Genomic DNA, 24,883 nt, shown 5'->3' on the forward strand with positions numbered 1-24,883 from the left:
GTTCGAAAGCCTCAGCCCGAAACACCCAGCCCGAAACACCCAGATGGACGGAGCCCAAGGCCTGTGTCACTATGGGGAAATGGCTCAGCGGCAGTTTCTTCTTGGGTACCGGATCCCGGTGCCCGTCAGCGGCTGAAGCCATCCGCCCCGACGACGCGCCCTGAGGTCCACCAGACCCGGGGTGTTTTTCATGTTCGGACCTGGACGCGAGCGTGGGCAGAATGAGCAATGACGATGAATAGTACTCAGATCGGAAAGGTCGCCATGAGCGAGAAAGATACGACCCTGCCCGTCGTGGAGGTTCCCACCGATGAGGCCGGAATTGGACTGCTCCGGGTCGAGATCGATGCCATAGACGCAGAACTCGTCCGCTTGATCAAGAAGCGCACCGCGGTGTCGCACGCCATCGGAGCGGCCAGGATGGCGCAGGGCGGGCCACGTATTTCATACTCTCGCGAAATCGCCATCCTCGATCGGTTCCGCGATTTAGGCCAGCCGGGCTCCGACCTTGCGATGTTGCTGCTAGCAATGGGCCGCGGGAAGCTGGGCCGCGGCACCGCCGCCAACCCCACTGGCTCGCAGGCTGCCTCCCCTGCTGCTGGCGATCCTGCCTAGATGAGACGGCGGTCCGTGGCCCACCTGGAAAGCTCGTAGCGGTTGGACATCTGGGTCTTACGCAGCACGGACGAGACGTGGGTTTCCACCGTTTTGATCGAAATAAACAGCTGCGAAGCAATCTCCTTGTACGCATACCCCCTGGCCAGAAGGCGGAGTACTTCGCGCTCGCGCGGCGAAAGCAGATCCAGCTCAGGATTTACCGCTGGAACGGCCCCGTCGCGGTCGGAGAAAGCATCAAGCACGAAACCCGCTAGCCGCGGCGAAAACACCGCGTCCCCGCCTGCGACACGGACAATGGCGTCGGCAAGTTCTGGTCCGGAGATGGTTTTGGTGACGTACCCGCGGGCTCCCGCTCTGATCACATTGATGACATCTTCGGCGGCGTCAGAAACGCTGAGCGCCAAGAACACTGCCTCTGGGTAGAGGGCATGGACCTTCTCGAGCACTGCTCGGCCACCACCGTCGGGCATGTGAACATCAAGCAGCACGACATTCGGCCGCTCGGCAGTGATGCGGGTGACGGCTTCTGCTACCGAACCTGCTTCGCCGACGATGGCGATGCGATCGTCATTGAGTCCAGCGAGTTCGGCTTTGACGCCGGCCCTGAAGAGCGCGTGGTCGTCGACGAGGAAAACCGTGGTGGGACAGGCTATTGGGTCAGACATGGCGCTCTTTCGTCATTTTGGTGCTCATTTCTCACATGGCCACAGAGCAACTCTGCGCTCATCATGCCGACACGGTCTGCTCAGGTTCCTCCTGCTCCGCACCAGCGGAAGGCACTCCTGACTGTTTCTTAACCGGCATCACCAACTCCACCTCGGTACCTTCGCCAGGTGTCGAGGTGATCCGCGCCCGGCCACCGTGACGCGTCATCCGGCCCCGAATGGAGTCCGCGAGTCCATGCCGGTCCTCAGCAACCTTGGATACGTCGAAGCCTATTCCCCTATCGCGGACAAAGACTTCAACCGACGAGTCCAAAACCTCCGCATAGACGCTAATGTCCACTCCCCCAGCGTGTTTGGCCGCGTTCACCATTGCCTCGCGAGCGGCCGCAACTACCGCCGCCACCTCTGGGTCCATCGCCACGTCGCCCACCACGACCGGGGTAACCTTCACCGCGTAGGTGTCCTCGACCTCGCCTGCTGCGACCGCCAAAGCGTCGCTCAGCATCTGCGGCCGATGCGACGACGCCCGGTCGGGGTCTGTCGCGTATCCGGCCGGGCCGTACAGCCAGGCACGCAACTCTCGTTCCTGAGATCGAGCCAGCCGCAACACTTCTCGACTGTCTGAGGATTGGCGTTGGATCAGCGCAAGCGTTTGCAGCACCGAATCGTGCAGGTGAGCGGCGATGTCTGCTCGCTCTTTCTGGGTGATCAACTGTTGACGCTCGAAGGTGAGGTCGCGAACCAGTCGCATCCACCACGGGATGAAGATGATCGCCACGCCAACGAGAGTGAGGCCCACAGCTACCAGCACACTGCGGGCAGCCGTCAGGTCGACTTGGCCAATGGAAAACAGCACAAGCCCGCCAACTACCAAGCTCGCGCCACCGACGACACGCCAGAGTGGCGCCCTGGCGGGTCGCACAAAACCTGCCGCACTACGACGCCAACGCTGGCGGCGGTTTTCGTCCGCTTCCCGCCAGATGAACGCGCCGCCGATGGCCATGACACCCAACGGACCTACCAACCAACTGATCGAGGTCCCCATCCCGGAGGCGGCGAAAACCAGAACAACCGCAGCGGCGATCGCCGCGATTCCTACGGCTTGGCGCCGTTCGGTGCTGGAGGGCTCCCGTCCTTTGATCTGGCTTACGGGTCCGGACACTAGGTCGCTGCCCTGCGGCACAAAGATCCATAAAAGCGAATACGCCAGCACCCCCACGCCGCCCAACACGGCAAGCACCCCGAACGCCACCCGTACCCACACTGCATTAACCCGCAGGTGATCGGCGATTCCCTTGGCCACCCCGCCGATCACCCGGCCGTTCTGAGCGCGAACGAGACGCGGTATGCCTTCGGCGGTGAACTGCTCCGGGCGTCCGCCGTGCACAGCGCGATACGTCGCAGCAGTGGGTCCTGCACCTGGATGCGGACCCGGATGAGCTGCGGCGCCCGTTGCACGCGCGTTGTCGGGGGAGGGACTCACCACTAGATGGTCTCAGGTGGCAGCTCCGAGCACACCAGGGATCGCCCTGATTGGGTAAACCAGGGTGATCCCCGATAGCGGCCAAGGCCGCGGGACGACAGAGTGATCACCATGAATGAAACGCAGAACGGCACGAACCAGGGCGGCAGTGATTGGTGGTCGCGTAGGCCCCGCCGCTCCCGTGAGGATCGCAAAGTCGCCGGGGTTGCTGGCGGCGTCGGTCGCTACCTCGGCGTGGACCCGGTGCTGCTGCGGGTCGCATTCGTGGTGCTCACCATCTTCGGGGGCTTCGGCCTGTTTGCCTACGCAGCGGGATGGCTGCTGTTGGCAGCGGACGGCGATGAGGTCTGCGCCGCTGAGGCGCTCGTTGGCCGCGGTAAATCCTCTGTCTCAACAGGTTTCGCGCTGGTACTGGGCTTCGTGTGCCTCACGAGCATCGCCTCCGCCTTCTCGTGGGGACTCCCGTTCTGGCCAGTGGTGATTACCGCTGGGGTGGTTTTGTACGTCGCCCGCAAGCGCGGCTCGGGGCCGTTCCGGCCGGGAAGTGACTGGCAGCAACGGATGCAGTTCGGTGGGCAGCAGTTCGGTGGGCAGCAGTTCGGTGGGCAGCAGTTCGGTGAGCAGCCGCAGGACGGCCGCACTCCACACTCCAGCGGGGTCTACGGTGAAGCACCGGCGAGCCCGTTTGACGCTCCCTCGTTGTGGGACCAGCCAGCCACACCTTCAGAGAACCCCACGCCGGTGTCGATGACGAAGACGGCGCAGCCCGGCGTCTCCCAGGTAGCCGCTCCCCCAACGCCACCGGCATGGGACCCGTTGGGCGCAGCGCCTTTTGCGTGGGACCTGCCCGACATCGACGTGGGACCGTATGGCTCCACTCAGTACAGCCCGGATCACTTCGGCGTGACGGGCGCCAGTTCCACCGCTGTCGCAACCAGAAACCGAAACTACGTCATCACTCGGTTGACCCTAGGTTTTGCTCTCCTCACTGGCGCTGTGGGCGCGTTGGGCGTCCTCGGCGGTTGGATCTCTTGGCCGTGGGCAGTGGTCTCGGCGGCAATGCTTGCAGTCGTGGCGTTAGGTCTCTTCGTCGCGTCGCTACGTGGCCGTGCACCCTCGCTGATCGGGCCCGGCATCTTCCTGTCGGTACTGACCTTGGCCCTGAGTGTGAGCGGCATATCTGGCACCGCCGGTTTCGGAAACCAGCTCTGGGTCATCAGCCAAAGCAGCCAACTGCAGCCCGAATACCGGATCAACGCGGGTGAGGGAGTGCTCGATTTGAGCGGCATCTCACTCACCGCTGGCGAGTCAGTCACGACCTCGCTCAAGGTGAGCGCAGGTTCCGGCAGTGTCACACTGCCTGCGGGTGTCAACCTGAACGTGCAGTGCCGCACCGATGCCGGCGACATGGATTGCCTCGGCGAAATGCGCGACGGACTCCGCAACGCCTACACCTTCACCGACCTTAAACCGACCTACACCGGCACCATCAACCTGACCGTCCAGGTCAACGCAGGAGAATTGAAGGTAAGCCGTGGCTGAGAATTGGTCTACCACCACAGGAACCGGCGCCCAGGCTAAATACCCGCCCGGCCAACGCGCTGATTTCCGCAAGGCCGGGGTCAGCGTTGCCGGGCTTGTCTTCGCGCTGGCATTCGCCTGCATCGCCTCAGTCGGGATCACCGGCGACCCATGGTGGCTCCTCAACCAAGGAACCAAGTGGGTAGCGGTCGGCCTCCTCGCCGTGGTGGGAATCGGCCTGGTGTTGACGACCTTGCCCGGTAGGGGCAAGCGGTAGGAGGTCCCCCGGCCTCAGCGACCGCTCACTCCCACACTGCCTACTCCCATTCCGCCTACTCCCACACTGCCTACTCCCACACTGCCTACTCCCATTCGATGGTGCCCGGCGGCTTGCTCGTAATGTCCAGCACCACACGGTTGACGTCAGCAACCTCGCCGGTGATCCGGTTCGAGATTTTCGCCAGCAGGTCGTACGGGATCCGAGACCAGTCGGCCGTCATGGCGTCCTCGCTGGAGACCGGCCGCAGCACGATGGGATGCCCGTACGTCCGGCCGTCGCCCTGCACACCCACCGAGCGGACCTCGGCGAGCAACACGACCGGGCACTGCCAAATTGCTGTGTCGAGGCCTGCCGCCGTTAGCTCCTCGCGGACGATCGCGTCCGCAGTGCGAAGCAATTCAAGTCGGGCGTGCGTCACCTCGCCGATGATGCGGATACCCAGCCCGGGTCCTGGGAACGGTTGCCTACCAACGATTTCCGGCGGCAGGCCTAACTCGGCGCCGAGCAACCGGACCTCGTCCTTGAACAATGCGCGTAGCGGCTCGACGAGTGCGAACTTGAGGTCGTCAGGCAGGCCGCCGACGTTGTGATGGGACTTGATGGTCGCTGTTCCGGTGCCGCCGCCGGACTCGACCACATCCGGGTACAGGGTGCCCTGGACGAGGAAATCGACGCCGCCTTCTTCCTGCGCTATGGAGGCAGCCGCGTTCTCGAAGCTGCGGATGAACTCACGGCCGATGATCTTGCGCTTCGCCTCCGGCTCGGTGACGCCAGCAAGTGCGGTGAGGAACTGCTCTTGCGCGTCGACGGTGACGAGCTTGATACCGGTGGCCGCGACGTAATCTCGCTGTACCTGCTCGCGCTCACCCGCGCGCAACAGCCCGTGATCGACGAACACGCACGTCAGCTGATCGCCGACGGCCTTATGCACAATTGCGGCAGCAACCGCCGAGTCCACCCCGCCGGATAGCCCGCAAATCACTTTGCGGTCGCCGATCTGCGCCCGGATCAGGTCAATCTGGTCGGTCAGAATCGAGTCTGCAGTCCAGCCCGGTTCCAAGCCGGCGACGTCGTACAAGAATCGTTTTAGTACCTCTTGCCCGTGCTCGGAATGCACCACCTCGGGGTGGTACTGGACGCCAGCGAACCTGCGTTCCAGATTCTCGAAGGCTGCGATCGGGGTGTCGACCGTGTGCGCTGTCACCGTGAAGCCGGCGGGGGCTTCGGCGACCGAATCTCCGTGGCTCATCCAGACGTTGACCTGGTCTGGCAGGTCGCGCAACAGACGTGAATCCTTACCCGTGACGTTCAAGGTGGTGCCGCCATATTCGCGCCGGCCCGTCTGATCAACGCGGCCACCGAGGGCGGTCGCCATCGCCTGGAACCCGTAGCAAATACCGAATACCGGAACGCCCGCATCGAAGAGGGCGGCGTCGATCTGCGGGGCACCTTCGGCATACACCGATGACGGACCGCCCGAGAGCACTACGGCCGCAGGCTCTTTGGCCAGCATTGCCGCTAGCGACATCGTTGACGGGACTATCTCGGAGTAGATGTTGGCTTCGCGGATCCGCCGCGCGATCAACTGCGCGTACTGGGCGCCGAAGTCGACCACCAAAACTGGGTGCGACTGCGTCTGCGAGGCCGGACCGCTGACAGCTGCTGACGCTTCGGATTGCGGGGACGTGGATGCTTCGGACACTCGTCCGCCTTTCGCTGCTGACACACGCGATGAAATGGTTCGTCGCGCAAGGGCAAAGTCTATCCTCGCCCGCAGCCGCGCACGTGCCCGTCAACGGGCTTGAGTGCCCGTTACGCTTGGCACACGCGGCACCAATACAACTTGCGGCCAGCTAACAGCTGCATGCTGACATCGGTTCCACACACCCGGCAAGGCAGGCCAGCGCGCCCGTAGACCCAATGCCGATCAACCCGGTCAGCCACGGCTGCTGCTTTGGCCTTTGCCGAGATCCCCTCCATCGTCAGCATTTTCCCGGTCCGGACGCCAATTTTCAGCAACCCCACCCAGTCCACCCACAACGCGGCGACAGCTTCCGCGCTGAGCTCGCGGCCAGTCACAAACGGATTGAGCCGAGCCCGGAACAGCATCTCCGCGCGGTAAACATTGCCGATCCCCGCCACCACCGACTGGTCCATCAGCAGCGCCGCGATGGGAACAGACCGGTTCGCGATTCGGCGGGCGAATTCGGCGGCGGCCTGCGCGCGGGTGCCCCGGTAACTCAGCGGATCCGGTCCCAGTTTCGCCATCACCGTTGCGGCAGATTGCGGGTCGAGAATCTCGCAGGTGTTCGGCCCACGTAGGTCTGCCATCCGCCACGCCGGTCCGGGGGTGAGAAGCCTGAGCCGGACTTGGCCAATTGGTTCCGGCGGATCCTGATCCGCGCCGACGAGAGGCTTTATCCCGGTCCGTCCGATCCTGGCGTCAACCTCCACCGGGCCGGCCATGGCGCCAGCGAAATCCCACATTCCGTAAATGCCCAGGTGTACGCGGAGCACGGTCGCGTCGCCGAACGTGAGGAACATCTGTTTGCCGACCGCCCGCGAATCAGTGAGCATCTTGCCCGTGATTTGTTCCGCGCCCGCCGAGAATCGACCCTGCGGTGAAGACGCCTCTATCGGTACCTGGGCAAAATCGGCTGCGAACGCCTTCGCGACCCGGTGAATCTTGTGCCCCTCAGGCATCCGCCGAGACCGCTCCACGAGGGAGGGCTTGGGGGCCCGGAACGTGAATGGCAGGCATCGGGTCGGCGATTACGGTTCTCACTCTTTAACTAATACCCCAATCAGATTCGGCGGCTATTCTCGTCGGCGTGACTGTTCTGATCGATCCACCGCGCTGGCCCGCACACGGTCGTCTCTGGGCGCACCTGGTGAGCGATGTTAGCTATGCAGAATTGCACGAATTCGCTGCTGCTCACGGCATCCCGGCCCGCGGCTTCGATCACGACCACTTCGACGTGCCGGGTGAGAGCTACCAGTTACTGATTGCTGCTGGCGCCGTGCCCGTTACCTCCCGAGAGCTGGTGGCGAGGCTTAGTGCGAGCGGGCTCCGGCGACCAAAACGGGAACGTCGTCTTGCCGCGTCCTCATAGCCAGCACTCACCTCGACAGGCGATGATGTGCTGATGGATCGAAACACCCAGACCCCTGCTGCGCAGAGCAGTGTCACGCACCACGCGGGCATCACTGGTGCCCCGCCACAAAGCACCCGGCCGCGGCACGTCATCGAGAACGATGCGGTCTCTTCTATCCGCTGGGTCAATCAACGAATCGAAACCTTCTTCAGCGGCGATATTCTCGCCGACCTCCTCAGCGACGCTCCTGAACCGGGCGATACCATTCGCTGGGTGCACCTGTTGCGTGCCTGCGCCGCGGAGATCGACCAACTGGCTACGCGGTTCTCACTCGACGGAGCGGCCGTCGAGGATCTGCTTGCCGAACATGAGCGGCCCAAGTACGACCTCGGAATACAAAGTCTGCTCATCATCACTCGTGGAGCACACTTCGATTCCGACAGCGGCGATGTGTCTACCTATCCCATTTCCGCGATCATGACGCCCACCGTGCTGGTGACAATCGCGGACGATCATTTCCCCCTTGCCGCATTCAGCGCCCGGTTGCAAAAATTGGACCGAAAGCTCAGCGGCGCAGCTCTATTGCACCAACTGATGGATTTAGTGGTGGACGATTACTCGCAAATATTTTTCGACCTCGCCGACACCATCGACAACCTTTCGGAACGAACTTTTCAAGACACACCGTTGACCCGCGACGAGCAAATAATGACCTTCCATCTTCGGCGAACCCTCACCGCGATGCGCCGAGTGCTTGGCCCCACCATGGATCTCGCGTCCTCCTTGGCGCTGGCATCAAAAAGCAAAAGCGCGGACGATGCGTTGGCTCTGATGCTGCCACCAGACACCGCCCGCGGCTTCGCGGACGTCAGCGAGCATGTGGCTCACACCAGCGACGGCATTAATGGGCTCCGCGAAGTGATGGGATCCCTGGTGGAGACCAACCTCTCACTCGCAGACTTCGCGCTGAACACCGTGATGAAGAAATTGGCGGGTTGGGCGGCACTGATCGCTGTCCCGACTCTGATCACAGGCTTCATGGGGATGAACGTCCCCTACCCCGGTTTCGGCACCACCACCGGGTTTATTGTCGCTGGGTTCGTCATGGTGGGAGCGGTTGGCGTGCTCTACAGCGCCTTCCGCCGCAAGGGCTGGCTCTAGTCGGCCTGACCTTGGCGAGCCTTAGCGAGCCTTAGCCCCGGACGGTGAGCCCGACCTTCTGGAAATCTTTCAGGTCGCAGTAGCCCGTCTTGGCCATCGCCCGGCTGAGCGCGCCAAAGATGTTGGTATCGCCCAAGGTTCCGGAAGCCGGGCCCGTGAGAAGCGTCTCGAGGGACACATCATTGGAGCCACAAAACCCGACGTGTCCACGAGGGAGTCGGGGATGTGCTGCGGCGCTGACCCAGTAGAAACCCTCGCCCGGCACGCTATCGGCAGCGGTCAACTGCTCGCCGAGCATCACGGCGTCCGCTCCGCAGGCGATAGCTTTCACCACATCGCCGCTCGTGGCCATATCGCCATCCGCGATGACATGCACGTAGCGCCCACCCGTTTCGTCCAGGTAGGAACGCCGAGCCGCAGCCGCGTCCGCGATCGCTGTGGCCATCGGGACGTGAATCCCCAACACCGAATCGGTGGTGGTAGTCGAGCCAGCGCCATAGCCGACGATGACGCCCGCGGCGCCCGTCCGCATCAGGTGCGTGGCCGTCTGATAATTCGTGCAAGCGCCAACGATCACAGGCACGTCCAAACCAGCGATGAAATTTTTGAGATTGAGGCCTTCGCCGCCGTCCTGGACGTGCTGCGCCGACACGATCGTGCCCTGGATGACGAGCATGTCGATTCCCGCAGCCACCACCAGCGGGGTCATCGCGGCAGCGTGCTGCGGCGACACCCGCACCGCCACCGTGTTTCCCGTGCTCTTCATTCCACGAATCACTTCAGCGAGCAGGTCGGGATCGATGGGCGCCGAATACAGCTCCTGGAGTTTGGCCACCGAGCCGTCAATGACGCCCTCGGACTCCTCCTCTTTGGCACCGTCCAGGATCTGCGCGATCTGGGCGGCCGGATCCGCATGGCGAGCCCACAAACCCTCTGCATCAAGGACACCCAGCCCGCCAAGTCGACCGACCTCGGCGATCACCGAAGGCGAGGACACCGCGTCCGTGGGGTGGGTCAACATCGGGATGCCGAACCGGTAGGCGTCAATCTGCCAGCTCGTCGAGACGTCGCCAGAGGAGCGGGTGCGCCGCGATGGCACGAGGGACACGTCGTCCAAAGTGAAGGTGCGGCGAGCACTGCGGCCCATCCCGATCTCGATGCTGTCCGCCACTGCGGGCTCCTCGTCATTGGTAGATCTACTGGGTTACATCTCTTGGATATTGCTTGACCAAAATCTCAAACATCGTGCAGCAGATGGTTTTTCAGCTAACCGTTGCAGTCATCAGTGGCCGAAGTAGTTCGGCGCCTCTGAGGTAATGGTGATGTCGTGGGGGTGTGACTCTTTGAGCCCCGCCGAGGTGATTCGCACCATCTTGGCTTCTTTCAGCTCGGCGATTGTCGCGGATCCGGTGTACCCCATGGCGCCCCGAAGACCGCCGACGAGTTGATGGGCCACATCTTGCAGCTTGCCCCGGTACGGAACCCGACCCTCGATACCTTCGGGCACCAGCTTGTCGTCGGAAAGTACGTCGTCTTGCGAGTATCGGTCTTTGGAATAGGAACGCGCGTCGCCGCGCGATTGCATCGCGCCGAGCGAACCCATCCCCCGGTAAGACTTGTACTGCTTGCCGTTGACGAAGATCAACTCGCCGGGCGATTCCTCCACACCAGCCAGCAATGAGCCAAGCATCACGGTGTCCGCGCCGACCGCGATGGCCTTGGCGATGTCGCCTGAGAACTGAAGCCCACCATCACCGATGACGGGGACGCCCGCTGGCCGACAGGCCTTGGACACCTCATGAATCGCGGTCACCTGCGGGACGCCAATTCCGGTGACAACCCTGGTGGTGCAGATAGATCCGGGCCCGACTCCGACCTTCACCGCATCTGCGCCAGCGTCTACCAAAGCTTGGGCGCCAGCGCGCGTTGCAACATTGCCGCCCACGATATCGATCCTGTGACCGACCTCCGCCTGCAGTCGGGCCACCATTTCCAGCACCCGTTGGGAGTGTCCGTGCGCCGTGTCCACCATGATGACGTCGATGCCCGCATCGACAAGAGTCATCGCGCGCGCGTAGCCTTCGTCGCCGACGCCGATCGCCGCCGCTACGAGCAACCGTCCGTCGTTGTCCTTGGTGGCGAGTGGGTACTGCTCGGTCTTGACGTAATCCTTGACCGTGATCAGACCGCGCAATTTGTTGTCGGCATCGACCAGTGGGAGCTTTTCGATCTTGTGCTTGCGCAGCAGACCCAGCGCTGCCTCTGCGGTGACACCGACCGCAGCGGTGACAAGCGGCATTGGTGTCATAATTTCGCGGACCGGGCGGGACCTGTTCATCTCGAACCGCATGTCGCGGTTGGTGATAATCCCGACGAGGTGCCCCTGCCCGTCGGTGACAGGGACCCCGGAAATTCGGAACTTCGCGCAAAGGCTGTCCGCGTATTCCAGCGTCGCGTCCGGTGGGCAGGTGATCGGGTCAGTGACCATCCCCGCCTCGGAGCGCTTGACGATTTCGATTTGAGCGGCTTGGTCATCGACCGAAAGGTTGCGGTGAAGCACGCCGATCCCGCCCTGCCGAGCCATTGCAATCGCCATCCGAGCCTCGGTGACGGTGTCCATCGCACTCGAAACTAACGGAACCTGAATTCGTACATTCCGCGTGAGCTGCGTGGAGGTGTCGACCTCGCTCGGCACCAAATCCGAGGCATCCGGTAGCAGGAGAACATCGTCATAGGTGAGCCCAATGAGGGCAAATTTGCTATCGAAGTAGGCTTCTCCGAATTCGGAGTCGCCTGGCCGGGAACCCTCGCTGTTACTCACTATTTACATGCCTTTCGTCCACGCTCACGTCTGGTGAGCGTTCTCGGCCCGCTCACGAAGCGAACCAACCCATCAATCCTAGTGCGTCCGTTCCGGTGCTCCGGCGACGTCCGTGACGGCCTGATAAACGGTGCGAAGGTCGCTCAGCCGGCGGCCGGTATCGTGCCCTCGGGGTGGCCGCGGGCGAACTGCTCACAGTGTCCGGGTTGCGTACAGAGTCCAAAACCGATTAAGAAGCTAGCGAGGGCTGGGTCGAGGTCAAGACCGCTGAGGCCCCTTCGACCGTCACAGACGGAGAACTTGAATCTGTGGTGGTTGGCGTGGTGGGGCCCGTAGTGGTGGGCTGCGTCGATGTAGTCGTGGACGAGGCGGACGTGCTCGGGTTGGCAGTAATTGGTGACGTTGCAGTTGGTGACGTTGCAGTTGGTGACGTTGAATTTGATGACGTTGTATTTGATGAAGTAGCAGGAGATGTCGTAGTAGGCGGTGTCGTAGGGGTTGACGTCGTAGTGGGGCTGGTAGTGGTCGAGGTCGTTGTCGAGTCAGCCGTAGTCGGGCTGGTGGTGGTCGACGTCGTCGGGTTCGAAGTAGTGGGTGATGGCGCAATAGTCGTAGCCGAGGTGGTGGGCACAGACGTCGCAAGCGGCAAGTTTGGCGTCGTGCCGGATGGCGGTGTGGCCGTCTGCTGGGTGCTGCTCAGCGAAGGAGTTGCCTGCGCTGAATCCGAGCTCGTTCCGGAGAACGGGGAGGAACCGCTCGCCGGCCCGCTGTCTGATAAGGGAGTGCCTGCTGGCTTCGATCCAGCCCCGGTTGAGACGCCTCCCGCCAGTGGACCACCGGTCGTCATTGCTTGAAGCGCGGCAGAGGCCCGGTTGTAATCGGACTGCAGCGTCTGCTTCCCGTCCTTTTCTTGCACCTTCGGAAGGATGACGGTAACGGCCTCCAGCGCCACGACAGCATCCTCGGGGTGCCCAGCCGAAATTGCCGCATTCGCGACATCAATGCCCTCGCGAGCATCCCTGCCCGCGACCACGGAGTCCGCACGGTCGTTCCAGATCAATTGGGTGACCGGCCAGAGCGCATCTCCCGGCGCGGCATCCCGCGCGCCAATCGCGGCAGAGCCCAGCAGCAATGCAAAGATTGCCGCCGCTATCGCCATCACGGGCCGGAGCGGACTTCTCGGATTCGGCGCGGAGAGAACCAACCGGCCAGCTTCGGCTAGCGCGATCGGAGCGGGCAACGCCACCTCGTTGATTTCGCCCTGCCACGCGCTTAACAACGCCCGTAACTCGGCGTCGGCTTTACTCCGCGCCTGCGTGCTAGGGAAGTCGTGCGTCCTGACGTCATCTGTGCTGGTGACGTCATCTGTGCTGGTGGCGTCATCTGTGCTGGTGACGTTCGGTGCAAGGATCCGCGTGTTCACGGGGCGAACTGGGTGCGCGGATACTGAGAGGTCGAAAAGGTCGCCCTCTCTCCCGCGGCCACTCTGCGAATGGGGCGCTTGTACGACTGAAGGTTGCTCAACGGCCTGGCTGAGCTGATCGATAAATGCGTCGTCAGCGTGGACGGCGGCGATGTCGATGGGGGCGTCTTTGGCGAAACGCGAGAAGATGCCCATCAGAGAAGCTCCTGCGTCAAACCGGCATCGGCCTCAAGAATGCTGCGCAGTTTTGCCAGCGCGCGGTGCTGCGCCACACGGACAGCACCTGGCGTGGTGGAAAGCGCCTCAGCAGTCTCCTCGGCGGTGAGACCGGCACCGATTCGCAGGCTGAGAATTTCGCGTTGGTTACTGGGGAGCTGGTCCAGCAACTGGAGCATCCGCGTCGTCACCGCTCCCTTCATCGCCAGCTCCTCGGGATCGGCGTCCTCAGAGACGACATCTGGAACTTCGGCAACCGGGTGGCTCCGCGAACGACTGGCACTGCGGTGCGCATCAACGACCTTGTTTCCGGCGATACCGTACACGAAGGCCAGAAATGGCCGGCCCTCTCGGCGGTACTTCGGCAGCGCGGTGAGCACGGCCATACACACCTCCTGGGCAACATCATCAGCGGTCGAGAGGGAACGGTGGCCATCGGACAAACGTGATCTGCAGTAACGCACCACCATCGGGTGGATACGTGCCAGCAACTCGCCCAACGCCCCGGTGTCACCACCGATCGCACGGTCGAGGACCGCATCGAAGTCGTCCTCTATTTGGTCCATCGTTTCAGAGCACGCTCCCGTTACACCCGGCTGGGCGAAAAGCCGGAGTGCCGGTTCACCCACAAGGCACTTTTGCCCAGACCACTGTGACGCTTTGCGATAGATTCCCCCGCCTGCCCAGCTCCCTGGGCCACGCGTGCGCCTCGGGTTCTAGCGAAGCAGGGGGCGCTCATGCGGTGAACCTTGTCAGGCAATTCGGCCGCTGCATCCAGGCTGCCCTAGGCCACGAGCCCCCGACGGAATCCAATCGCCACCGCCTGGGCGCGATCGCGCGCACCCAGTTTGCGGAACAGACGTCGCGCGTGGGTCTTCACGGTGTCTTCGGAGAGAAACAGTTCGCGCCCGATTTCGCCATTGGACTGCCCCTGGCTCATACCGCGCAGCACCTGCAGCTCGCGCTCGGTCAAGTTGACATGGCCGTCCTCGGCTGACCGGGGAGACGGCAGCCGATGAGAGGACACTGTGTCGGCAAGCGCGGAGATAATCTCCGGCTGCGTCGCGTCCCAACGGAGGAATCCACGCGCACCGCAGGCGATCGCAGCCGCAATCGATGCCGTGTCGTCGGGAGACCCGAAAACGATGACCACGCCGTTCGGGTGCACCGCCAGCAGTCGCCGTGTCGCCTCGATCCCGCCGGTCAAAGCGCGCTGCGTCCCGATGAGAACGATGTCGGCGCTCTCGCGGCCATATCGAGCGAGCAATTCGTCCCCGTCGGCGACACAGTCGATCGTGCCTACCGATGGGATTGCGTTCATGACCCGGGTAAGTCCATCGCGGGCACTTCGTCGCTCGTCACAGATTAAAACGCTGGTCACAGAGGACTTCTCTCTGGGGGCAGGGGCAGGGACAGTGGAAGGTGAAATGGCACTAAATACGGTGAGCGTAGATCTGGGCGCCGCACTACCCATGTTTGACGTAACGGCTGATGTGACGGCTGCGGTGGCATACCCCGTCGAATTTTGATTCATGGTGTTACTCCTGCTCCGCGGGAGGTGATTGCCGGTCGGCGGTGACTGCTGAACCGCTCGTAGCGAGGACCACAAAGTCCTGACGATTCATCCATACGAGTAACGTCTGATTCATCCGACAGCGAATCATCACCGTAGGTGTGCCTCAGCTTCGATTCCTCGTAAGGGGGAGCAGAAAATTTTGCACACTCTCTGGCTCGGGCGGAGGACATGCATGGATGGTAGCCCAACTTCGGGACACTGTCACTCCTTAGCGATCCGCGTTTCGTCACCCGATGGCATGACTTGAGCCAATCCCGCCCTGTTGCGTTGGCTTGGGGTCGCGTACCCGGTCCCCAAATTAGTGAAGACGCCTCCGCAGGTGTGTGGATCGTAGACACCGCGCCCAAACTTGCGCACGGTAGTGGCATCTGCCCCTACAGCGCAGCAATTGCGGAGGACTTAGCCGCACAGAGACCCTCAAATACCCCCAGCGCTCCCTACCGACTGCCTGCCGTCATTGGCACAACTGGTCACCCATCAGAATGATGACCTGTGGTTTTTCCCATCACATGCAGTCCTTGAGGATTCGACGGGCCTTGTTGCGCAACCTGTTCAGATCACGCACCTTGCGCAACAGAGGGCCAACCACGCGTGTGTCCCTCCTTTTAAGCACTGCGCCGCAACTCTGTCGTTATCTGTGGCTGCTCCCAGCCCCATCTACCGGCCGTAGGCAGGACGCGCGCTTGTGAGAAATGCGCTCCGACGAGGAGAGAAACAGACAGAGGCGAGGCCCAGCCTCACGGCCAAGCCCCGCCTCTGCACTGCTACACACAGCGTCACTGCCACACACAACTTCGCTGCAGATAAGAAGCAGCGAACTTACTAGTGGTTATGACCTGCGTGTCCGCCACCAGCAGCTGCCGGCTCTACTTCTTTGATGTCCACGATCGTCGTCGCCGTCGTCAGCAACATGCCAGCGATAGACGCGGCGTTGACCACGGCGGAGCGTGTGACCTTGACCGGGTCGATGACGCCGGCTGCGATCAGGTCGCCGTACTCTTCGGTCGCAGCGTTGTAACCGTGGCCCAAACCGAGCTCGGAGATTTTGCCGACAACAACGGAACCTTCGGCGCCACCGTTGGCAGCAATCCAGTAGGCGGGTGCGGACAGCGCACGGCGCACAATCTGCACTCCGAGTGCTTCGTCGCCGGTGAGGCCGATGCCGCCTTCCAACTCCTTGGCAGCGTGCACCAGTGCGGAACCACCACCGGCAATGATGCCTTCGGCGACCGCAGCCTTGGTGGCTGCGACTGCGTCTTCGATCCGGTGCTTGCGTTCCTTGACCTCGGTCTCAGTGGCAGCGCCGACCTTGATCACAGCAACGCCGCCGGACAACTTCGCGAGCCGCTCTTGCAGCTTCTCGCGGTCCCACTCGGAATCGGTTTTCTCGATCTCGCTGCGGATCTGCGCAGCGCGCGCGAGGACAGCAGCGGGGTCGCCGCCGCCATCAACGATGGTGGTCGCGTCCTTGGTGACAACGACGCGGCGCACTTTACCGAGAACATCCAGCCCGACCTCAGAGAGCTTGAGGCCCACTTCCGCGGACACCACTTCGGCGCCGAGAACGATCGCCAAGTCCTGCATGAAAGCCTTGCGACGGTCACCGAAGAACGGTGCCTTGACAGCAACAACTTCGATCGACTTGCGAACCGCGTTGACGATGAGAGTCGAGAGTGCTTCGCCATCAACATCTTCGGCGATGATCAACAGCGGCTTCTTCTCCGCAACGACCTTCTCGAGCAACGGCAACAGGTCAGCAAGTGCGCTGATCTTTTCCCGAACCAGCAACACAGCGGCATTTTCCAACACTGCTTCGCTGGCCTCGGCATCGGTGACGAAGTGCGGGGAGATGTACCCCTTGTCGAACTGAACACCGTCGGTGTACTCGAGCAAGGTGCCCAGGCCCGAGTGCTCCTCCACCGTTACGACGCCGTCGCCGCCGACTTTGGTGAGGGCCTCGCCCAAGAGCGCACCGATTTCTTCGTCACGCGAAGCAATGGTGCCGACCTGCGCGATAGCCGCCTGGTCGCCGGCAACCGGGGTGGCCCAGCCGGTCAGGATTTCGCTGACCTTGGCGGCCGCGGCCGAGATTCCGTTGCGCAGGGCTAGGGGGTCCGCGCCTGCGGTGACATTCTTCAGGCCTTCGGCAACAAATGCCTGGGCCAACACGGTAGCGGTGGTGGTTCCGTCACCCGCGACGTCATTGGTCTTGGTGGCCGCAGTCTTGGCCAACTGAGCGCCGAGGTTCTCCTGCGCGTCGTCGAGCTCGATATCGCGGGCGATGGTGACGCCGTCATTAGTGACGGTGGGGCCGCCGAACTTCTTATCCAGAACTACATAACGGCCGCGCGGCCCAAGGGTTACCTTGACCGCATCAGCTAGCTTGTCGACACCGCGCTGCAAAGCCTTGCGCGCCTCGGTATCGAAGTTGATCTGCTTCGCCATGGGGCGTTTGTCCTTCTTCAGTCATCACAATTTATTGGGACACAACTCACGCTGCCGGGGGCAGCTGGTGAAACAAGCAACGCCCCAGCGGCCTAAAGGATTAGACCGCCGGGGCGCAGATGCTCAGGCGGCGGGGTGGCCGGCTGCGAGATCAATCTCGCTTAGCAAGCAACACCGCCGCACATCACTTGGTGACCTTGGCCAGCACGTCGCGGGCAGACAGGATCAGGTAATCCTGGCCGCTGTACTTAACTTCGGTTCCGCCGTACTTGGAGTAAATGACGGTGTCGCCTTCGGCTACGTCCAAGGGGACGCGGTTGCCGTTGTCATCGATACGGCCGGGGCCCACTGCGAGGACGGTGCCCTCTTGCGGCTTTTCCTTGGCTGTATCAGGGATGACGATGCCCGATGCGGTTGTCGTCTCGGCCTGGTTGGCCTGTACGAGGATCTTGTCCTCGAGCGGCTGGATGTTCACGCTCGCCACGGTGTTCCCCCTTCTGGGGATCGACTCTTCAATAGATTGTCTTGGTGTGCAGAACCGCTCACGCTGACCCCGTCGTCGCGGGTTCCGGAGTCGATGCGAGTTGTTCAACTAGCACTCTAGCCATGAGAGTGCCAGTTCTCAACTGGAGGGCCGTGGGCAGGCTGTGATGAGTGCCCGGGCGGGTGATTCGCGCACTTCGTGCGCGCCATCCCGCTCTCCCCGGGTCTTCGCGTGCGCCATCCCGCCCTCCCCGGTGCTTCGTGCGCGCCATCCCACCCTCCCCGGTGCTTCGCGTGCGCCATCCCGCCCTCCCCGGTGCTTCGTGCGATCCAGTTATGTTGGCGCGACCCCAATAGCGATCGCGCGAACCCAAACCGATCGCACGAAGCGATATTCCCCGGCCAGAACCGAGCGAAGCCACCAACAATCAGCCCGCGAGCACCTGCGACACCAGCATCCCCGGGTTTCCCGACAGCGTGCCCGACGACGGGAAGGCCCCGGCCCGCACCACGTGCGCGCCGACGGCGGCGATCATCGCGCCGTTGTCCGTGCACAACCCTGGCCGTGGAATCCGCAGGGTCAGGCCCGCTGCCTCGCAGCGCTCAGCGGCCAGCGCTCGGAGCCGCCCATTGGCTGCGACACCGCCGGCTATCACTACCGTCGACAGCTTCAGGTCTGTGGCTGCGCGCACCATTTTGGCCGTCAGGACGTCCACCACGGCTTCCTGGAACGACGCGCAAATATCGTTGATGGGCAGCTCGCGCCCGTCCCGTTCGGCCTGTTCGACCCAGCGGGCCACTGCGGTTTTGAGTCCAGAGAACGAGAAGTTGTACCCGTTGTCGCGCCCTCCGGTGAGTCCGCGTGGAAACGCTATGGCTTTTGGATCGCCGGTGGCGGCTAGCTTGTCGATGACGGGTCCGCCGGGGTACCCCAAGCCGAGGAGTCGAGCGACCTTGTCGTAGGCCTCACCCGCAGCGTCGTCAATCGTTGTACCCACTTCGGTGATCTGCCCAGCCAGACTCTGCACGTGCAGCAGTTGTGTGTGGCCGCCAGAAACGAGCAGGGCCAACGTGTCCGACGGGAGCGGGCCGTGTTCGAGCGTGTCGGCGGCTACGTGGCCGGCAAGGTGGTTGACGCCGAAGAGCGGCACACCCCAGGCTGCGGCATAGGCCTTGGCCGCGGCCACCCCGACCAGAAGTGCACCAGCCAAACCGGGACCCGAGGTGACGGCGATGGCGTCGACAGCACCAAAGGGCACCCCCGCCTTGGTAAACGCACCGTGCACCGTGGCGGTCATCGCCTCGAGGTGGGCCCGCGAGGCGATCTCGGGGACCACACCGCCGAACCGCGCGTGTTCGTCCTGGGATGAGGCCAACTCCTGGCCCAACAGCTCGACGCCGTCCTCGGTGAGCCGGACAAGGCCAGCCCCAGTCTCGTCACAAGAGGACTCAAGACCCAGAATGACGGCGCCTGGGCCGAGGGTGACCAGGTCTGCGGATGCAGTCACGCTTTTCTCTCCATCGTGTAGGCATCAGCGCCGCTGGGCTGATAGTAGTTGCGGCGCAGCGAAAGTCGAACGAACCCTAAGGACTCATACAATGCAATCGCGGCGGTGTTGTCGGTGCGCACCTCGAGCATCACGGGCAAGCCCGCGGCCGCTTCGAGCAGGTTGTCCATCATGTTTCGGCCCAAACCGCGACCCTGATATGACGGATGCACCCCAATGGTCTGCACCTCGGCTAGATCGACACTTCGCGCCAGGCCGGCGTAGCCCAGGACGCGCTCCCCCTCGCGGGCGACTACGTAGTGGTGGCCCTGAGCCAATTCGGACCAGAACATTGCAGCAGTCCACGGAGAGTCGGCGGGGAACAGCACTTCTTCCAGGTGCGTGACCTGTTCGATGTCCCACCAGCGCATCGGTTCCAACACCGCACACCCCCGCTTTAGGTCGAGTCCTGTTGGGCTGGAAGGGCTGTGCGTCACTTGGCCCGCACTCATCTGCCCAATACCGACTTCCGCTTACCCGAGGGCTCGGTGGCATCCGGACGCCGCAAGTACAGCGGGGTCAGCGGGCCGGGCGTGCGGCCCGCAGCAATGTCTGCGGCGACCGCGGTGATCAGACCAAAACCGAGGTCCCTGGTGGGTACGTGCACCGGCAAATCGCAGAAGGGTTCCAGCAGTCCCGCTCCCGGACCAACGATGAATTCTGGGTGTACGTCGTTATCGGCGAGCAACTGCGGCACGGCGGCGGGGGTCACCGAGACCGGGCCGAACAAGGCGGTGCCACCTGGATGGAACACTGTGAGGAACACCTCTTTGCGCCGAGCGTCGGTAACAACTAAAAAGTCGCCCGCCGGTCCGTCAACAGCTAAACCGCGGTGCGACGGCACGCCGTAGACCCCGATACCGAGGCCGTCCCCCAACGCGGTGCCAGTGGCGATCCCTACCCGCAATCCTGTGAACGGCCCCGGTCCGATGCCCACGACGATCGCGCCAAGATCTGCGAGAGTGACGCTCGCTTCGGCCAGACACTGTTTTGCCAGGGGGATGAGTTGCTCCGCATGGGCAAAAGCGTTGTCCAGCTCTGCATGTCCCAGAAAGCGGACTTCAGCGGCTTCAGCGGTGGGTTCAGGCGGTGCGTCGATCTCAGCCAAGGTGAGCGTTATCAGGGGCGTCGAGGTATCCATCGCGAGCGCAAGCACGAGAACAATCTTATGGTGCGCTGCCAGCGCACTCTGACCGCGCGGGCAGCATGCTGCGGCCATTTTTCTTCACCGGGCACTGGTCGTACGTAACGCCCTGCGCTGAGAGTTTCTGAGGCACCGCGATGCGGCGCGTTTCGGATGGGTCAAATAGTGCGAAACTGACCCCACCACACATCGGGCGACAGGCGGAGCACCCGGATCACCTCACACATCCCGTCAGGCAGGAGAACGCAGATGGCCCAGCACGCGACACTGGCCGATGTTGCTCTGCTGGCGGGGGTTTCGCTCGCTACCGCCAGTCGCGCCCTCGCCGAGGGGCACGGCCGCACCGTCGGTGTGGACCTACGAGCCAGAGTCCACGCCGCGGCGCTGGAGCTGAATTACTCGCCCAACGCTAACGCGCAGGCCATGCGCGGGCGCCGGTTCACCATCGGCATGGTTGTGCACGATATTGCCGACCCCGTCGCTGCCACCATTGCCTCCGGGGTGCTCGCTGCAGCCCGCGAGAAGGGTATCCCAGTGAGCATTGCCACCACCGGCACCGACGCCGACGCCGAGGTGCGCCACGTCGAGATGCTCCGCCAGCTGCGGGTAAGCGCGATCATCCTGGCTGGCTCCCGGTTCGTCGAATCCAGTGCCCAACGGTGGTTGGAGGAAGAGGTTGCAGCGATGCGCGGCGGCGGCGGAAGCGTCGTGGTGATCGGTCAGCCACAACTTCACACCGACACGATCGCCGTCGACAACTTCGGCGGGGCAGCGCATCTAGCCCGTGTCCTTTGGTCGCAGGGATACCGGCGCTTCGCGGTTCTGGCTGGCCCCGAGGAGCTATTGACCTCACAAGATCGCCTCGCCGGGTTCCGACAGGGACTGGCGGACAACGGCCGTGCGCTCCCGGAGGAGAACGTTCTGAGTAGCGAAATGACGCGAAAGGGCGGCTACACCGCGATGACGGAGCTGCTCGAGCGAGACATCGATGTCGACTGCGTTTTCGCCGTCACGGACATGATGGCCGTCGGCGCGATGGCGGCGCTGCGCGACCAGAGACTCTCGGTACCCACCGATATGGCCATCGCCGGCTTCGGCGACATTCCGGTGCTGCGCGATATTCAGCCCAGCTTGACGACGGTTCGATTGCCGCTGGAGCAGATGGGTCGCCGCGCGCTGGCGCTTGCGATTTCCACCTCGGGTTCAGTGGACGTGACCGAACCTGTCGTGGAGAGCGTCGAAGGTGAAGTCGTCGTCCGGGCAAGTACCCCTGGGCTGGCCGGCTAAAAAAAGAGCCGTCAGCTCAGTTGCGCGAGCCGTTGTTCCCAGAATTGCCCCACGCCGCGCAGCTGGGCGCGCCGAGTATCGTCCGGAAGCCGCTCCAACGTCACCACCAAGTGGTCCCCAGCGAGGCGTTCGGCGACTCCCTCACCCCATTCGACCACCACTGCGGCCCGCTCCAAGTCGCTGTCCAAATCCAGGTCGTCAAGCTCCAACGGACCCGAAAGCCGATACGCATCAACGTGAACCAGGCCCGGACGTCCTTCCTCGCCGGCCGGGTGCACACGCGCGATGACGAACGTGGGTGACGTGACGAGCCCGATGACACCCATCCCCGCCGCGATCCCTTTCGTCATGGCGGTCTTGCCGGCCCCTAAACTTCCGGACAGGATGACGACGTCGCCGGCGTGGAGTAGCGCGCCAAGTCTGCGACCAAAAGCGTCGGTGTCTTCGGCCGAGTTCAGTTTCAGGTCAAGCACTTTTAGTCCTTATCGCGGCGAGGTCCATTGATCGGTGTAGCAACCTCCGGAGCGCGTCGTTGGTTTCCTCTGGAGCTTCCAACGGCGCCAAATGTCCGGCGCGCTCCACTATTACCAGCTCCGCATCGGGCAACGCGTTGGCGATAAACACCGATTGCTGCGCAGGCGTAATGCGGTCCGCATCCCCTGCGAGCACCAGGACCGGAATCCCCACCACATGAGCGAGCGAGGCGATCTGGTCGTGCGACACAATTGCAGGCACAAAATCCGCGATGACCTGAATAGACGTGCCGGTCAACATGTCATCGAGGTAGTCAACCAGTGCGCCCGAAACGTCCTTGCGCGCGAAACCTATCGCCCGCGTGAGGAGCCAGACAGCGTCGCGAGTGGACGCACGCCCCCGCTCAAGGAGGCCTGGGTATCGGACGGCTGTCGCGGCCACCACCCGCACCAACGCGTTAGAGCTGTGCAAAAACTCGCGCTTGATCTGTGGATTCGGGCGCTCCGAGACTGAGGTACAGAGCAAACCCACCCCCACCACCCGATCTCGAAAGAGGCCAGGGTTAATACCCGCGAGGGCGAGCAGCGCCATCCCGCCCATCGAGTGGCCCACCAATACCAACGGTCCGGTGGGCGCGCAAGTGGCGATGACCGCAGCAAGATCAGCGGCCAAGTCCGTCATGGTCGGGTGCTGGATTTTGGATTTGCCCGAAAGCCCGTGTGATCGGTGGTCATAGAACACCATCCGCACCTGCGGGGCCCGTGATGCAGACGTGCCCCCAGCACTTTTGCCCGCAACACTTTTCGACGCCATACTTTTCGACGCCATACTTTTCGACGCTGTGCTTTTCTCCGCTAAACCTTTCGCCGCTGTGCTTTTCTCCGCTACACCTTTCACCGCAGCTATCCCCGCGGCCGCGATCCCAGGCGTCGCCCCGAAGTCCGGGCCGGCAAGGCCCAGCCGCTGGAAGTGCCACGCGCCCAACCGCAGCGCCCAACCGTGCGCGAACACCACGGTCAGTGGTGCGTCGGCCGGGCCGGTCTCCTCGACGTGGAGTAACGCGCCGTCTTCGGCGAGAACGGAGTAGGACCTGTCGACCGGGAGAGCATCGAATTGGTCCGCAGCTTCCAACGTGACGGCACGGTATTTCTTCATTGCGGCGCGCTGGGCAGTGATCCCGCCGAGAGCCGCGGCTCCTACCACCCCGAGAACCACTCCGCCAGCGCCAAGGGCTCTACTAACCACGCTCATCGCGGATCCTGACCGACGTATTCGCGGCCGACCCGCGCACTGATCCTGGTAACAATTTCATAGTCGATAGTGCCCGCGGCATCCGCCCAATCCTGCGCAGTGGGTTCGCCCCTATCTCCGCTACCGAAGATCACCACTTCAGTCCCCGGCACCAGAGCCGGGTCCGGATCCGGCCCCAGATCGATCACCATCTGGTCCATCGCAATCTGGCCCACCACCGGGTACCTCCGGCCGCCGATCCAGACCTCGGCGTGGCCGCTCGCCGCTCGCGGGATGCCATCGCCATAGCCGAGCGGTACCAATGCCAAGACCGTCTCCCGCGGCGTGCGGAAGATGAAGTTGTACGAAACCCCATGCCCTGTAGGCACTTTCTTTGTCAAGGCGAGTGGCGCTCGTAACGACATCGCGGGTTTCAGGCCGTGGCGGCCCGATTTCCCGTGCGGATCGAGCGGGTCGAGTCCGAAGATGGCGAGCCCGCATCGCACCATCGTGAAATACGTCTCGGGAAGCATGAGAGTGGCAGCCGAGTTTGCCAGGTGCACGTGCTCGGGTTCTAGGCCAGCGGTATGGGCCACCCGGACGGCGTTGCGAAAGATCTCAAGCTGCTCGGCGACGCTGGGGTCGTCCAGCACTTCGGCGCTGCCCAGATGCGACATCACACCCGTTACCCGCACTGCACCGCGGTTTTCCGCCGCGGCGGCGGCCGCGACCAGATCGGTCCACTGCCAGCGGCTGGCGCCACCGCGCCCCAACCCGGAATCCATCTTGAGGTGGATGTGCGCAGGTTTCCCGTTACCGGCATCGGCGGCGAGGACGGCGGTGAGTTGCTCGAGAGACGAGACCCCCACTGTCACGTCCGCTGCCAGCGCCTGGGCGATGTCGGACGTGGGAGCCCAGAGCCAGCACAGCAGTGGCGCTGTGATTCCGGCCGCGCGCAACGCAACGGCCTCCTGCGGGAGCGCGACACCGATCCAGTCGGCGCCGCCGGCAAGCGCTGCGATCGCGGCGGCGACGGCGCCATGCCCGTACCCGTTAGCTTTCACTATCGCCATCAACGCTCGCGGGGGTTGGCCCGCCACTTGGACTCCTTCGCGGAGCAACGCCACGTTGGCCGCAATAGCGCCAACGTCCACGCGCGCAACGGTGGCGCCCAGAGAAGTGGCGCCCAGAGAAGCAGCGCCCAGAGAAGTGGCGCCCAGAGAAGTGGCGCCCAGAGAAGCAGCGCCCAAGGAAGCAGCGCCCAAGGAAGCAGCGCCCAGGGGAGCAGCGCCCAGGGAAGCAGCGCCCAGGGAGGTGGTGGGAGTGCGCGCGCTGGTCATGCTGTGATCCAAACACGATTACTAGCGGCAGCCAAACACGATCGCAGCGCCGCCGCTGGACCACCGTCACTAGC

At 63.3% G+C, this 24,883-nt stretch carries 23 protein-coding genes; 6 read left to right on the top strand and 17 right to left on the bottom strand.

The features are described from left to right. Nucleotides 1–264 precede the first annotated feature (264 nt). On the top strand, nt 265–615 hold the full coding sequence (locus tag EH165_RS11325) for a chorismate mutase (RefSeq protein WP_206426236.1): 351 nt from the start codon (nt 265–267) through the stop codon (nt 613–615). Here EH165_RS11325 and EH165_RS11330 read toward each other — a convergent pair. Together EH165_RS11330 and EH165_RS11335 are read right to left on the bottom strand one after the other, a co-directional pair. Continuing rightward, nucleotides 612–1,283 (bottom strand): response regulator, encoded by a 672-nt coding sequence (locus EH165_RS11330; protein WP_124799546.1) that lies wholly within the window; start codon nt 1,281–1,283, stop codon nt 612–614. The two genes, EH165_RS11325 and EH165_RS11330, sit on opposite strands and share 4 nt — an antisense overlap. Nucleotides 1,284–1,344: 61 nt before the next feature. Then, nucleotides 1,345–2,766 carry an ATP-binding protein gene (locus tag EH165_RS11335; protein WP_239020549.1) on the bottom strand — a complete coding sequence of 474 codons (1,422 nt, stop codon included), beginning with the start codon at nt 2,764–2,766 and terminating at the stop codon, nt 1,345–1,347. Between the two features lie 111 nt (nt 2,767–2,877). Between EH165_RS11335 and EH165_RS11340 the strand changes: the two genes are divergently transcribed. Together EH165_RS11340 and EH165_RS11345 are read left to right on the top strand one after the other, a co-directional pair. Continuing rightward, the gene (locus tag EH165_RS11340; RefSeq protein WP_124799547.1) at nt 2,878–4,308 is read left to right on the top strand and encodes a PspC domain-containing protein; all 1,431 of its coding nucleotides are present in this window, start codon (nt 2,878–2,880) and stop codon (nt 4,306–4,308) included. Beyond that, nucleotides 4,301–4,564, top strand: coding sequence for a hypothetical protein (locus tag EH165_RS11345; RefSeq protein WP_124799548.1), 264 nt, complete (start codon nt 4,301–4,303; stop codon nt 4,562–4,564). Before EH165_RS11340 ends, EH165_RS11345 begins: the two co-directional genes overlap by 8 nt. A gap of 85 nt (nt 4,565–4,649) precedes the next feature. Here EH165_RS11345 and guaA read toward each other — a convergent pair whose 3' ends face one another. Together guaA and EH165_RS11355 are read right to left on the bottom strand one after the other, a co-directional pair. Then, entirely contained in the window at nt 4,650–6,185 is a 1,536-nt protein-coding gene (guaA, locus tag EH165_RS11350; protein WP_241864236.1) for a glutamine-hydrolyzing GMP synthase, read from the bottom strand. Between the two features lie 194 nt (nt 6,186–6,379). Then, entirely contained in the window at nt 6,380–7,270 is an 891-nt protein-coding gene (locus EH165_RS11355; protein ID WP_124799550.1) for an Fpg/Nei family DNA glycosylase, read from the bottom strand. A 128-nt stretch (nt 7,271–7,398) separates the two neighbouring features. Between EH165_RS11355 and EH165_RS11360 the strand changes: the two genes are divergently transcribed. After that, on the top strand, nt 7,399–7,680 hold the full coding sequence (locus EH165_RS11360; protein WP_124799551.1) for a DUF4031 domain-containing protein: 282 nt from the start codon (nt 7,399–7,401) through the stop codon (nt 7,678–7,680). A gap of 33 nt (nt 7,681–7,713) precedes the next feature. Next, nucleotides 7,714–8,823 (top strand): magnesium transporter CorA family protein, encoded by a 1,110-nt coding sequence (locus EH165_RS11365; RefSeq protein WP_124799552.1) that lies wholly within the window; start codon nt 7,714–7,716, stop codon nt 8,821–8,823. Nucleotides 8,824–8,854: 31 nt separating this feature from the next. Here EH165_RS11365 and EH165_RS11370 read toward each other — a convergent pair whose 3' ends face one another. From EH165_RS11370 to tsaB, 10 genes are all read right to left on the bottom strand, one after another. Beyond that, nucleotides 8,855–9,994 carry a GuaB3 family IMP dehydrogenase-related protein gene (locus EH165_RS11370; RefSeq protein ID WP_124799553.1) on the bottom strand — a complete coding sequence of 380 codons (1,140 nt, stop codon included), beginning with the start codon at nt 9,992–9,994 and terminating at the stop codon, nt 8,855–8,857. Nucleotides 9,995–10,105: 111 nt separating this feature from the next. Further along, nucleotides 10,106–11,569 (bottom strand): IMP dehydrogenase, encoded by a 1,464-nt coding sequence (gene guaB, locus EH165_RS11375; protein WP_239020788.1) that lies wholly within the window; start codon nt 11,567–11,569, stop codon nt 10,106–10,108. Between the two features lie 304 nt (nt 11,570–11,873). Next, nucleotides 11,874–13,262 (bottom strand): hypothetical protein, encoded by a 1,389-nt coding sequence (locus EH165_RS15480; RefSeq protein ID WP_164479207.1) that lies wholly within the window; start codon nt 13,260–13,262, stop codon nt 11,874–11,876. Then, entirely contained in the window at nt 13,262–13,849 is a 588-nt protein-coding gene (locus tag EH165_RS11390) for a sigma-70 family RNA polymerase sigma factor (RefSeq protein ID WP_124799557.1), read from the bottom strand. Before EH165_RS11390 ends, EH165_RS15480 begins: the two co-directional genes overlap by 1 nt. A gap of 218 nt (nt 13,850–14,067) precedes the next feature. Next, entirely contained in the window at nt 14,068–14,664 is a 597-nt protein-coding gene (locus tag EH165_RS11395; protein ID WP_124799558.1) for a LuxR C-terminal-related transcriptional regulator, read from the bottom strand. 1,017 nt (nt 14,665–15,681) lie between these two features. Continuing rightward, entirely contained in the window at nt 15,682–17,304 is a 1,623-nt protein-coding gene (gene groL, locus EH165_RS11400; RefSeq protein WP_124799559.1) for a chaperonin GroEL, read from the bottom strand. A gap of 184 nt (nt 17,305–17,488) precedes the next feature. Continuing rightward, nucleotides 17,489–17,788, bottom strand: coding sequence for a co-chaperone GroES (gene groES, locus EH165_RS11405; RefSeq protein WP_124799560.1), 300 nt, complete (start codon nt 17,786–17,788; stop codon nt 17,489–17,491). A 427-nt stretch (nt 17,789–18,215) separates the two neighbouring features. After that, on the bottom strand, nt 18,216–19,295 hold the full coding sequence (gene tsaD / locus EH165_RS11410; protein WP_239020551.1) for a tRNA (adenosine(37)-N6)-threonylcarbamoyltransferase complex transferase subunit TsaD: 1,080 nt from the start codon (nt 19,293–19,295) through the stop codon (nt 18,216–18,218). Then, nucleotides 19,292–19,717 carry a ribosomal protein S18-alanine N-acetyltransferase gene (gene rimI / locus EH165_RS11415; RefSeq protein WP_239020552.1) on the bottom strand — a complete coding sequence of 142 codons (426 nt, stop codon included), beginning with the start codon at nt 19,715–19,717 and terminating at the stop codon, nt 19,292–19,294. The genes tsaD and rimI overlap by 4 nt, the downstream gene beginning before the upstream one ends. Before the next feature lie 65 nt (nt 19,718–19,782). Beyond that, nucleotides 19,783–20,490 (bottom strand): tRNA (adenosine(37)-N6)-threonylcarbamoyltransferase complex dimerization subunit type 1 TsaB, encoded by a 708-nt coding sequence (gene tsaB / locus EH165_RS11420; RefSeq protein WP_164479208.1) that lies wholly within the window; start codon nt 20,488–20,490, stop codon nt 19,783–19,785. A gap of 237 nt (nt 20,491–20,727) precedes the next feature. Between tsaB and EH165_RS11425 the strand changes: the two genes are divergently transcribed. Further along, nucleotides 20,728–21,765 carry a LacI family DNA-binding transcriptional regulator gene (locus EH165_RS11425; RefSeq protein WP_124799562.1) on the top strand — a complete coding sequence of 346 codons (1,038 nt, stop codon included), beginning with the start codon at nt 20,728–20,730 and terminating at the stop codon, nt 21,763–21,765. An 11-nt stretch (nt 21,766–21,776) separates the two neighbouring features. On the opposite strand, the gene tsaE is transcribed toward EH165_RS11425, so the two are convergent. From tsaE to alr, 3 genes are read right to left on the bottom strand one after another with little or no spacing between them, the layout of a single operon-like run. Next, entirely contained in the window at nt 21,777–22,238 is a 462-nt protein-coding gene (gene tsaE, locus EH165_RS11430; protein ID WP_124799563.1) for a tRNA (adenosine(37)-N6)-threonylcarbamoyltransferase complex ATPase subunit type 1 TsaE, read from the bottom strand. After that, entirely contained in the window at nt 22,231–23,490 is a 1,260-nt protein-coding gene (locus tag EH165_RS11435) for an alpha/beta fold hydrolase (protein WP_124799564.1), read from the bottom strand. Before EH165_RS11435 ends, tsaE begins: the two co-directional genes overlap by 8 nt. Beyond that, the gene (alr, locus tag EH165_RS11440) at nt 23,487–24,809 is read right to left on the bottom strand and encodes an alanine racemase (RefSeq protein ID WP_124799565.1); all 1,323 of its coding nucleotides are present in this window, start codon (nt 24,807–24,809) and stop codon (nt 23,487–23,489) included. The genes EH165_RS11435 and alr overlap by 4 nt, the downstream gene beginning before the upstream one ends. Nucleotides 24,810–24,883: the final 74 nt, after the last annotated feature.

The sequence above is a fragment of the Nakamurella antarctica genome (genome assembly GCF_003860405.1).
Taxonomy (GTDB): Bacteria; Actinomycetota; Actinomycetes; order Mycobacteriales; family Nakamurellaceae; genus Nakamurella; species Nakamurella antarctica.